This window comes from Streptomyces griseoloalbus, from assembly GCA_014650015.1.
GTDB classification, from domain to species: Bacteria; Actinomycetota; Actinomycetes; order Streptomycetales; family Streptomycetaceae; genus Streptomyces; species Streptomyces griseoloalbus.
Window position 1 is genome coordinate 1 of sequence record BMUD01000047.1, and the last position, 11065, is coordinate 11065.

The 11065-nt window shown below is 69.4% G+C and carries 10 protein-coding genes and 1 pseudogene; 7 read left to right on the forward strand and 4 right to left on the reverse strand.

Annotated features, from left to right (window positions below; genetic code table 11):
• Window positions 1-182 precede the first annotated feature (182 nt).
• Window positions 183-557: a hypothetical protein gene (locus IE178_RS34535; protein ID WP_193515001.1), complete on the forward strand. Its 375-nt coding sequence runs from the start codon at window positions 183-185 to the stop codon at window positions 555-557.
• Between the two features lie 775 nt (window positions 558-1332).
• Window positions 1333-2364 (forward strand): methyltransferase domain-containing protein, encoded by a 1032-nt coding sequence (locus IE178_RS34540; RefSeq protein ID WP_318280412.1) that lies wholly within the window; start codon window positions 1333-1335, stop codon window positions 2362-2364.
• Window positions 2365-2618: 254 nt separating this feature from the next.
• Here IE178_RS34540 and IE178_RS34545 read toward each other — a convergent pair whose 3' ends face one another.
• Window positions 2619-3434 carry an SCO4651 family lipoprotein gene (locus IE178_RS34545; protein ID WP_193515002.1) on the reverse strand — a complete coding sequence of 272 codons (816 nt, stop codon included), beginning with the start codon at window positions 3432-3434 and terminating at the stop codon, window positions 2619-2621.
• A 117-nt stretch (window positions 3435-3551) separates the two neighbouring features.
• Here IE178_RS34545 and IE178_RS34550 point away from each other — a divergent pair.
• From IE178_RS34550 to IE178_RS34570, 5 genes and pseudogenes are all read left to right on the forward strand, one after another.
• Window positions 3552-3996 (forward strand): annotated as a pseudogene (locus tag IE178_RS34550) (AAA family ATPase); the annotation flags it as partial.
• 600 nt (window positions 3997-4596) lie between these two features.
• A complete protein-coding gene (locus IE178_RS34555) occupies window positions 4597-5193 on the forward strand; it encodes a D-glycero-alpha-D-manno-heptose-1,7-bisphosphate 7-phosphatase (protein ID WP_193515003.1) in 597 nt (198 codons plus the stop codon).
• A 102-nt stretch (window positions 5194-5295) separates the two neighbouring features.
• Entirely contained in the window at window positions 5296-6225 is a 930-nt protein-coding gene (locus IE178_RS34560) for an NAD-dependent epimerase/dehydratase family protein (RefSeq protein ID WP_184764745.1), read from the forward strand.
• Complete coding sequence (locus tag IE178_RS34565) at window positions 6210-7268, forward strand: nucleotidyltransferase family protein (RefSeq protein WP_193515004.1); 1059 nt, start codon at window positions 6210-6212, stop codon at window positions 7266-7268. The genes IE178_RS34560 and IE178_RS34565 overlap by 16 nt, the downstream gene beginning before the upstream one ends.
• A 129-nt stretch (window positions 7269-7397) precedes the next feature.
• Window positions 7398-8576 carry a glycosyltransferase family 4 protein gene (locus tag IE178_RS34570; protein ID WP_184764743.1) on the forward strand — a complete coding sequence of 393 codons (1179 nt, stop codon included), beginning with the start codon at window positions 7398-7400 and terminating at the stop codon, window positions 8574-8576.
• Between the two features lie 302 nt (window positions 8577-8878).
• Here the strand turns inward: IE178_RS34570 and IE178_RS34575 are convergent, their stop codons facing one another.
• From IE178_RS34575 to IE178_RS34585, 3 genes are read right to left on the reverse strand one after another with little or no spacing between them, the layout of a single operon-like run.
• On the reverse strand, window positions 8879-9604 hold the full coding sequence (locus IE178_RS34575) for an HAD family hydrolase (RefSeq protein ID WP_193515005.1): 726 nt from the start codon (window positions 9602-9604) through the stop codon (window positions 8879-8881).
• On the reverse strand, window positions 9601-10221 hold the full coding sequence (locus IE178_RS34580; protein ID WP_184764741.1) for a D-sedoheptulose-7-phosphate isomerase: 621 nt from the start codon (window positions 10219-10221) through the stop codon (window positions 9601-9603). The genes IE178_RS34575 and IE178_RS34580 overlap by 4 nt, the downstream gene beginning before the upstream one ends.
• Entirely contained in the window at window positions 10214-10963 is a 750-nt protein-coding gene (locus tag IE178_RS34585) for a nucleotidyltransferase family protein (protein WP_318280413.1), read from the reverse strand. The genes IE178_RS34580 and IE178_RS34585 overlap by 8 nt, the downstream gene beginning before the upstream one ends.
• Window positions 10964-11065: the final 102 nt, after the last annotated feature.

Here is an 11065-nt window from a genome sequence, read left to right on the forward strand (position 1 = left end):
CGCGCTCCAAGCCTTCGACATCACCTTCGACGGCCGGCTCACCGCCGGACGCCGCTGAACAAAACCGACCGAGTTCCACCGTTCGCTACACAGACCCTCCCAACAAGCGACCCAGGACTTCTGCTGCCAAACCGTCGACCAGCTAGGCCAGGCCGCTCGTGGCATATGAGAAGGTCGTCCGCATGGCCGAGTCCTGGAGCTTCAGTGATGGCACCGTTCCAGCGTCGCCCGCGGCGGCGCTGGCGGTGCTTCGAGAGCGAATCGATGCCGGGCAGCTGGAAACATGGCTGACCAGTTCGCGAGGTCGTTCTCTGGCCGTCATCACGAACGCCAAGCGCGCGTTGGTGATGCTGCTTGACGACGAGTCCGACCCCGGCGAGCACGCTGTCACACCGGGAGCTGCCGGCCGGAGCAAGGGCTTCATCCTGGCCAACGGCCAGCACGACGAGTACCTCGACGAGGACACAGTGCCGCTACCCGACGCACTGCGGATCGTCGACCAGATCCTCGCGGAGGGCACCCCACCGGGCGACACAACGTGGTCGGTCGACAGATAGAAGACGCCAGCACCTGGGGAATTACGTGACCGCAGCCCTGGGGAATTACGCGATCGTCCACAGGTGGTGGCGTTGCGGGCGGCGCCCTTTCCCACCCCTGCCCAGATCGACCACAGCGAGGCCGTGCCCGACGGGGCCCGGCTGCGGGCCATCAGCTGGTGCAGAAGCAGGTAGTAGAAGCCGGAGGCCGCCAGATGGCGGCCGGCGTCGGAGTGGGCACTCCAGTGGACCTGGGTGAGGGTGTTTGCCTTGCCGCGGCGGCGCTTGGTGACGGTGAGCGACACCGCCCTACCTTCCAGCACCTGGTGGTGGGCTCTCAGATCCTTGAGCGTCTCGGGGTTGCGGCCGGTCGGCCCGGCGGTGTGGATCAGCAGCGGTGCGAGGTCGGAGTCCACCACGAACAGCGGCCTTGCTTGCGCGTAGGCTGCGCCCGGGTACTGGCCCACTGCCAGATCTCGGTAGTCCACCTGCGGGCGTCCGGAAGCTGCCATGGTGTCCAGCCGGGCGTCCTGCTCGCGTGCATCCGCGTCGCGTGCCCCGGGGTTGGAGCGGAAGCGCCGCAGCAGGTCCTCCCCGGCTGCGAGCCGGTCGCGGATGGCCGCCGCGTCGGACCGCGCGGCGGCCATTACCGAGTGGAACTCCCGGTCCGAGTACCCGGGCCTGCCTGAGGGCTGGGCATAGGCCCCGTGCCGGCGTTGCACCAAGAACGCGGCGAAGTCGGGATCCAGGCGCCTCTGGGGCGGGCAGCTCACGCAGAAGCAGCAGCAGGTCCTGCATGCTCTTGGCCGCGGCCTTCGGCGAGCAGGTCTCCAGCCGGCTCATCCGGTACCGCTCCAGGTGCCGCACCCGCAGTTCCTCCACCTGCCGTGGCGGCGACCCGAGTCGGTCCAGGAGCAGGAAGAGGCGTCGCAGGGACTGCCACTGGCTCGTCGCGGTGCGCTGGGTGCCCTCGGCGTCGACCCTGCCCACCCTGATCGCCACCATGTACCGGCACGCGATGCTGGATGCGGGCTCCCACACCCTGGCCACCGGCACTGGATATGGCACCGCCCTGGCCTGCCGACGCCTGGGCGACGAGCTCGTGACGAGCGTGGAAGTCGACCCCTACCGGGTCAAGGCCGCGACCGACCGGTTGGCCGGCATCGGTCTACACCCGCGCACCGCCGTCTGTGACATCACCGGGCCCCTGCCCGGCGACGTCGACCGCATCGTGGCCACCGTCTCTGTCCGGCCCGTCCCCGCATCGTGGCTGACGGCGCTGCGCCCCGAGGGCGGGCTGGTCACCACCATCACCGGCACCGCGATGATCCTCGTCGCCGACAAGACGCCGGACGGCGGGGCCCGCGGCTTCATCTGCTGCGACCACGCCACGTTCATGCGTACCCGTCATGGTGACGGCTACGACGACGCTCCGCCTGCCGCCGAGGTGTGGCAAGCCGCGGACGAGGACGGTGAGGCGTCTATCAGCCGCTACCCGCTCACCTGCGTGCCGGACTCCTGGTCCGTGCACGCCACTCTGGAGCTGGAGGCGTCCGGCATCGAGCACCGCGGCGAGCAGCACGAGGGCAGCGGGCGCACCGTGTGGATGGCTCACCCCGACGGCTGCTGGGCCCGCGCGAGCACCGAGAGTTCTCGTGACCTGCCGACGGTGCGCCAGGGCGGTCCCGGCCGCCTGTGGGACCTGGTGACCGACGTCCTCGACCGTCTCGTCACCGGCGGGGTGCTGCTCATGACCGGGGCCCGCGTCCCGATCACCCCTGACGGGCAGACCACGCTCTCACGCGGCCAGTGGTCAGTCACGCTGTAGGCATCTGGCCGGTCACAGGTCGGTGATGCGGTGGGTGATGGTGCCCCTGCGGGGATCGTGGACATTCATGGCGGTGGCGAGGTTGCAGGTGGTCAGGCGCGTTGGAAAGCTCTGCACCGTGGTGGCATCCGGCCGGACTCCCTCCGGGGTGAGGAGCCGGGGCGGATCGTCGTCTCGTAAGTGCGGCGTGCCTGGAAGCGGGCGTCGCGGATGACGCCGGGCGCGGGAAACGGCCCGTCCGGCAGCCATCCGGCTCAGCCGTTCAGGATGCCGCCGACCTCGGTGATGGGAGCCGTGTCCGTGGCCTGCGGAACAGTCACGCGGACCGGCTTGCCGATGTCCGACAGGGCCATGGTCAGCGTCGCCCGTGTACTGGATATGTTCACGCTCATGCGGGTCTGCACCAGCCGCCCCCGTCCGTCGACCCACGCGTCGGCGAAGACCGGGAGGTCGCTGCCCAGGGTGTCGCGGGCCTGGTCCATCTTCGTGCGCACATCCGGGGACATGCGCAGGGTGACGGTGCGGTGGTCGAGGATGCCGCGGTAGTGCACGGCGTGCACCCCCTGGACGTTCTCCTCGCCCTCTTGGGAGATCTTGCGCATTGCAGCGATCTGCTGCAGGACATGCTCGGGGTCGTTGAGCGGGGCCCGCAGCAGGTAGTGGGCCTCCGCCTCGTCCCGGGGCATGACCCCCCAGGCATCCTCGCCGATCCCCTGGACGCCGCTGATGTAGATCTTGCCGTCCGCGAAGACCTGGTCGCTGTGGTCAATGGCGCCGCCGGGGAGGTCGACCGCCAGGTGGCCCTTGTCCGCGGCAAAGTCAAAACTGCCGGTGACGGTGAGGCCGTACACCTGGCCCTCACCCTCCAGTTCGACCTTCTGGCGGAACCCGGCGCTGTCCTCGCGGAGAGCCGCGACGGCCGCTTGTACAGCGGAGCGGGGATCGGACGACGATTTGGAAGACGATGACGACGACGCGGCCGCGGACTTGTCGCGGTTTCCGGCGTCAGCCGTGGAGCAGCCGACGCACAGCAACGCGGCGGCACCGGCCAGCACGAGAGGACGACCCATGGGATTCTCCGAGGTTCTTGGGCGAGCACTCGACCACTGCGGCACCGCCTCGCGCCGAGATCCTACAAAGCCCCGCACGGCAGTGCGAACCAAGACCAGGATTGGCACCCTGCCTTTATGGATCACGCGGAATTGCTACTGATCGGCGGGTGGGCCGGAGTCGGCAAGACGACGGTGGGGTGGGAGGTTTCGGCGTTGCTGCGGGCTGCGGCGGTCCCTCACGCAGTCATCGATGGTGACTTTATGGGGCAGGTGCATCCAGCCCGGAGGGGATCCTCACTGCTCGGAGATCACCGAGACCAACCTCACCGCTGTGTGGGCCAACTCCGCCCGGCGCGGCTACCGCCGGCTGATCTATACGGCCACTCTCAGTGTGCTGCCCGAGGAGACCGGCATGTTCCAGCGGGCCATGGGGACGGGTGTCCGGATTGTGTGGGTCCTCCTCACCGCCTCCGACGCCACCGCCCGCGAGCGGCTGATGCGCCGGGAGCTCGGCTCGGAACTGGAGCAGGAGCTGGAAGGCAGCGCCCGCAAGGCGCGGCTCCTGGACCAGCGCCTGCCGCACGGCCGGGCTGGCCTCGGTGGCCGCTGTGGAGATCGTGACTTCCCCGGACGCCAACGTCGTTGACCGCGACGGGGTTGCGCGGTACCACGGTCGCCGCGAGTGCGTGAGTGACATGATTCGAGCTGTCGCTGGACTGTTCTGCCACCAGCAGTCGGTCCCGGTGGTCAGTGGTGCGGGAGTGTGGACACGGCGGCTGGTCCGTAGTCTTTGATGCGCTGCCGCCAACTGTGCACGAGTTCGTTAGTTCCGTGACGCGGCGCGGCTGGTTCGTAGTCTTTGATGCGCTGCCATCAGCAGTCGGTCCCGGTGGTCAGTGGTGCGTGAACGTGGACGCGGCGGCTGGTCCGTAGTCTTTGATGCGCTGCCGCCAAGTGTGCACGAGTTCGTTAGTTCCGTGACGCGGCGGCTGGTTCGTAGTCTTTGATGCGCTGCCGCCAGCTGGGCACGGGTTCGTATGCTCCGTCTGAGTGTGTGAGCAGACGGTGTTGAGGGAGGGTGGCGATGACTTGTGGTGGTGTCCTGCGTCCTCGGCCGGAGCTGTACACGCGATGTTGTCTGTGCAGTGGCCCGTGTCCGTTCAAGTGGGGGTGATGCACCATGACTACCGGCCGGCTTTGCGTGATGATGCGGCATCGTGACGGGCGGGACGCGCGGGCGGGACGGCCGACGGTTTTCCTGGACCGTGACGGCGTGCTGATTGAGAACCGCGACACTCACGTACGGCGGGTGTCCGATGTCGCGCTGATCCCTGGAGCGGTGGACGCCGTACGCCGTCTGAGTATGTACCGTGACGTGGTCATCGTGACGAACCAGGCGGTCATCGAGCGTGACTCGGCGCCGGCGGAGGAGATCCTGGCGGTCCACCAGTGCATTGTCGACACGCTCACGGCCGCGGGCGCGGACATTGTGGGGTCTGTGATCTGTCCGCATGATCCGGCCCGTCGCTGCGTGTGCCGGAAGCCCGAGCCGGGCATGCTGTTCGCCGCTTCGCGCGCCTGGGGGTGTCGTGTGGAGGGTGGTTGGATGGTGGGTGACGCGATCACTGATGTTCAGGCGGGGGTGGCGGCTGGGTGCCGGACGATGTTGGTGCGGACGGGTCGTGGCGTGGTCCATGAGAGTGATACCCGGCGGGTTTATCCGGACTGTGTCGTAGCCGCTTCCCTGGCCTGTGGCCTTGGCCGGCTGCTGGCCTGACTCTGTCTTCCCGTTTTGGTCCGGCTTCATGTGAATGGCCGGTCGGTGTCGGGTGATTGACTGGTCATGATGGTACGAGTGGATGCTTAGGAGACCGATACGATGGCTGACCGGGCGTTGGTGACGGGGGCTGCGGGTGCGATAGGGGAGGCGGTCGTCGGTGAGTTGGTCCGGCGGGGCTTCGAGGTGGACGCGTGGGACCTCGTTGAGCCGTGTCCGGGCCGGGGAGTGACCGCTGCTGTCGTCGATTTGCGTCGGCCGGTCGATCCGGCACTGGTGCGGGATTACCGGCTGGTGGTCCATCTCGCCTCGGTCACTGAAAACCGTGATGACCGGTCGGGTCTTCTCGATCACCTCAGCTCGCTCAGTATGACGGCCCATCTCCTCGATGCCCTCACCGAGCGGGTTCCGGGTGCCGTGGTGACCACTTCGAGTCAGCTGGTCTACGCGTCCGGTCCGCAACACCCGGATGAGCGGGCTCCGGTGGCGGCAGCGACGGGGTTCGCCGCGGCGAAGATCGCCTCGGAGGCGTTCGTCGAGGCTTACGGGCACCGCAGCGGCGTACCGACCGCGGTGTTCCGGCTCGCCAACATCGTCGGGCCGGCCACGCGCCGTGGTGTCATTCATGACTTCGTGCGTCGTGCCGGTGAGGCCGCCGGCACGACGGGTGTGGTCGGGATCACCGGTTCCACCCACCACCGCCGTTCCTTCCTCAGCCTGGAGGACTGTGCGTCGGCCATCGTCGAACTGTCCGACGCCCTCCCCGGGGCGGCGCTGGGGCAGCGGGTGGTCAACGTGGCGAATCGTGACAGTGTCTCCATCGCGGACGTGGCCGACGTCGTCGCTGAGGTCACCGGCGTCACGTTCACCGTGGAGGAGCACAGCGACGAGCTGGCCTGGCGTGGTGACGCCGGCACGGTACTGCCGGACACCGCCCGGCTGACCGCGACAGGATGGAGTCCCCGGGCAACGTCCCGGGAGGCCGTGCACCAGGCGGCAGCCGGCCTGTGGGCGTCATGGGCGCACCGGTGAGGGACGGCAGGCCGGTGCCGGGCGACGTGCGGGGTGTGATCCTCGCCGCCGGCCGGGGCACCCGGCTGGGCAGCATCACGGCCACGATGCCGAAGCCGCTGGTGCCGGTCCTGAACCGCCCCCTCATCGAATGGATCGCCGAGGACCTCGCGGCCGCCGGAATCTCCGAAGCGGTGTGCAACCTGCATTACCTGGCACCCGCCGTCGAAGCCTGGATGCACGCCGCACCGGTTCACGGAATCCGGCTCACTGCCGTGACGGAGGAACGCCTGACCGGCCCGGCCGGTGGGCTGCTGGCGGTCCTCGGACAGCTCGCCGGAGCGGACCAGGTCGTCGTCGTCAGCGGCGACGCCTGCACCACCGTGGACTTCGCCGACGTGGTCGCGGAGCACCGACGCCGAGGTGCGGTGATGTCCGTGGTGACGCACGTCGTCGAGGACCCGCGGCCGTTCGGCCAGATCGGCGTCGATGCCGGGGGCCGGATCACCGCCATGGTGCGGGCCCCCTCCCGACGCCTGCCCTCCGGCCTGATCAGCACCGGCATGTACGTCGTCTCGACGGCAGCCCTGGACGTGCTGTCCGATCTGCGTGGGACCGTCCCGGACCTGGACTTCGACCGGCACTTGGTGCCCGAACTGCTGCGCCGCGGGATGCCGGTGGCGGCGATCGGGACGACGGCGTACTGGAGCGACGTCGGCGTCCCCCAGACTCTCCTGTCGTCCTCGCTGTACCTCCTCGGCACCGCCCGGCTCCGCCGCAGTGCCCGTCCGTGCCAGGACCGGTCGTCCCATCCCGGCGCGGATATCTGGTGCCAGGGCGCCCATCCTCCGGTGGAAGGAGCGGTCACCGGACGGGTCCTGCTGGGCGAGGGGGTGTCGGTACCCGCCGGAAGCCGTGTCGAAGGGCCGTCCGTCCTGGGAGCGCGGACGGTACTGGCCCAAGGAGCCCATGTGCGGCACAGCATCACGATGCCGCATACCCGCGTACCGGCCGGGCTGTTCGACAACGCCGTACTCTCCGGCCGGGCGGACACCGGCAGTTGAGCGAGTGGAGCGCCGTCCTGCCTGGCCGGGCCGCGGGCACCGCACAGCCGGCCCGCGGCCCGGGGCCGGCCGCGCTCACCCGCAGGCCGCACATTCAGACCGAGACAGGAAGCGATGATCCCCATGCGCGTGGCACTCCTGACAGCGAGCTTCGACCCGGTGATCGGCGGTGCCGAGACCTATGCACTCAACCTGGCCGAGGGGCTGACCGCCGTCGGCCACGAAGTCATGGTGATAACCGACACGCCACACGGCATGGAGCCGGGAGCGGCCGACCCCGGGCCCCGGCCCTACCGACTGGCCCGGCTCTGGCGCTACCGTGGCCGGCTTTTCGACCAGCAAAAACTACCCTGGGAGGAGATGGCGTTCTCGCTCGCCTCCGAACTCGAAGCCCACATGGACGCCTTCCGGCCTGACGTCCTGGTGTCGAACAGCCTGGACACCGCCCTCCAGGCGGCCATGATCCGGCGCTCGACGCCGGGCCTCGCCTGGGCGGCGGCCTTCCACGAACACGCACCGCAGGACGAGCCGTTCGGTGACGGACGCATGGCTGTCGTCTACGGTGACCTGCGCCCCGACGCCGTACTCGCCGGCTCTCAGTTCTACGCCGAACGGGCACGCACCTACGGACCGGCCGAGGCGGTCCATCTGATCCACCACGGCGTGCCCGTGCCGGACGTCGGCGAGGAGACGACCGCTGCCTGGCGGGCCCGGTACCGCCTGAGCGATCGTGACCTGATGATCGCCTGCGTCGGCCGCCTCAAGCCGCGCAAGGGCATGTCGGAACTCATCGAGGCGTTCGCGAGCCTCCGACCGCGCGAACGACGGCTGCGGCTGGTCATCGCGGGCACAGTCAGCTCAGCCTCCCAAGCGTACGCCGACGGGCTGAAGTCCCTCGCCGACCGCCTCGGCTGCGCCGACCTCGTCACCTTCGACGAAACCGTGGTCGCCGCGCAGGTCCCCGCGCTCTTCTCGGCCGCCGACCTCGTGGCGCAGCCCAGCCACGAGGAGGGGCTGGGGCTGGCCGTACTGGAAGGCATGGCGGCCCGCCGGCCGGTCGTGACCACACGGGTCGCGGGCATCAATGAGATCGTGACACGACCGGACGTGGCCGTTCAGGTCGAGGCCCACGACCCGAAGGCACTAGCCGCCGCTCTCGAGCGGTTGCTCACGGACGCCGGCGCCCGCAAGGACTACGCAGAGGCGGGGTTCGCGCACGTCCGGGACAACTTCAGCCTTCCCGTGATGGTCAGCCGCACCGCGGACGTGCTCGCCTTGCTGGCGCGGTCGTCGACTGCCTGCCGGTGACTGCTGACGGATCCTTGATGCAGCGTGTTGCCAGGGCGTTCGTGGCTGGTCGGGTCGCGTCCGGTGTGGCGTGCGCGCCCGGCTGACCGGCGGGGCGCCGCAGTAGCCTGCGGGTCAGCCGGACTGCGGGTGTGTTCGCGTTGCTGGCGCGGTCGTCGACTGCCTGCCGGTGACTGCTGACGGATCCTTGACGCAGCGTGTTGCCAGGGCGTTCGTGGCTGGTCGGGTCGCGTCCGGTGTGGCGTGCGCGCCCGGCTGACCGGCGGGGCGCCGGAGCACCCTGCCGGTCAGCCGGGCGGCTGTTACCGTGCCGTGGTCGCTAGCGCTTCCTCCGTCAGTGTCACCAGATTCGGGAGCTCGGTGATCCGGTGCACGCCGGGGATGTGCCGGTACAGGTCGAACCGGTCGTACAGGACGATCTCGCCGATGCCTGCGGCCATGCCCCCGACGACATCGTTGACCACGTGGTCGCCGACGTACCAGCAGTCAGCCGCATCCAGTCGCAGCCGGTCGACGGCGATACGGAAGATGCCGGGGTCCGGCTTTTCCACACCGGCCACGGTGGAGTCGACGATGACGTCGAAGTAGCCGCGCAGGGACCAGCGGTCCAGCTCCTCCAGCAGGGTGCCATCCGAATTGGACACGACGGCGAGGACGACACCGAGGTCCCGGAGAGCCTGGAGCACGGGCGCGGCGCCAGGGTCGAGCTCACGGTACAGATCACGCTCCGTAAGACAGGTGCGCAGCGCCTCGACGGTGGGCTCGGGGGGCAGCCCCAGCGCACCGGCGAAGGCGAGCCCGGTCCGGCCGATCGCGTCGTGGCCTGCGGGCAGCCGCATATGAGACGCGTCGCACGCCATCTGCAGAGCCGCTCCGGCGTCCGCCGCCGTCACACCGGGCACTCCCCGAGCCGCGAGCTCCTGCGAGATGACACTTCCGTCGGGGTGCACGAGCGTCATCCCGACATCGAAGAGGATCGCCCGCGGCGTGCGCGCGGGCGCCCCGGCGGGACGCGCCGCCGCACTCATCGGACGAGCCTTTGCTCCGGGGCCGACACCCGGTGCGCGTGCACTTTGCGTAGGGTCCTGGCCACCATGTGCATGAACAGTGACTGGAGGTCCTCGGTCAGCCCGTAGTCGCCGTGCACGTCGAGCTGGACCGCGACGTCACTCAGCTCGGACAGGGGACTGACCTGGCCCACGAGACTCAGCACCGCGACACCGCGTTCCCGCGCCGCCGACGCCGCCCGCAGCACGTTGACGGACCGTCCGCTGACCGACAGGCACACCAGCAGGTCACCGGGATGGCAGCGCTCGATGAGTTGTTGCTCGAAGATCGCCTCGTAGCTCACGTCGTTGGCGATCGCGGTGATCCGCGCCGTGTTCTCGGTCAGGGAGCAGACCTCCCGGGTGCGGTGGCCTGCATACCAGGCAGCGGCCTGCCAGTCGCAGGCCATATGCTCGGCCACCGACGAACTGCCGCCGTTGCCGACGACGTAGACACCGCGCCCGCCGCGGATGCGGGACACGACCATCTCGATGGCAGTGTCCAACTGCTCCGTGTCCAGCCGGCCGAGGGCGACGAACAGGTCGTCGACATAGCCACGGGCGCCCCGGACCGTGGCCTGGTCGGATTGGCTATGCACGGGGCTCCACCCTCCGCCACTCCCGTTCCGCGGTCGCGAGCCGGTCGGGCGTGCCGATGTCGAGGAACCGGCCGCTCACCACCTCGGCCTCGATCAGGCCCTGCTCGGCCAGGACCGGCCACACTTCCTCGAGATCACATCGCCGGCCGGGTACGTACCGGAGCACGTCACGCGTCAGCGCGTACAGGCCCGCGTCGACGTGCGTCGCGCCCGCGGCCGCGTGCTTGTCGTAACCGACGACACGGCCGCCCTCGACCACGACGTTCGGCACCACGTCCGGGACCTGCGTCGAGACGGCCATCCGTGCGACGGCCGGCGCTGTGGGAGGGGCAAGGACCGGTCCGTCCAGTCCCGCCGGGGGAAGAGTGTCGGCGAGCCACACCACGAACTCCTCGGGCAGGTGGCCACCGGCGCAACGGATCGCTCCGGCGGTGCCGGCGCCGCCGGGAACGTCGTCGAGTGACCAGGTGAAATCCATGCCCCGACGTGTGAGGTGCTCCACGATGGGGCGGTACAAGTGGTCCAGCGCGAGGTGGAACCGCCCGAAGCCGAGGCGTGCCGCCTCCCTGATCAGATGATCCAGCAACGGCACACCCGCGACAGGCTGCAGCGCCTTTGGTGTATCAGCGGCGCGGTCTTGCAGACGGGTCGCTCGCCCTCCGGCGACGAAGACCACGAGGCGCTCAGAACGCATGGACGGGACAGCCTCCACTCCGGCCGATCGAGGTTTCCAGCGCGACATCGCTTCGGTTTCAGCGGTGGGTGACCGTGTACTGGATGGCGTTTCGGGGGTTGTGCCAGAACATTTGGTCGATCTGCTGTTCGGTGAGTCCGATGGAGGCCA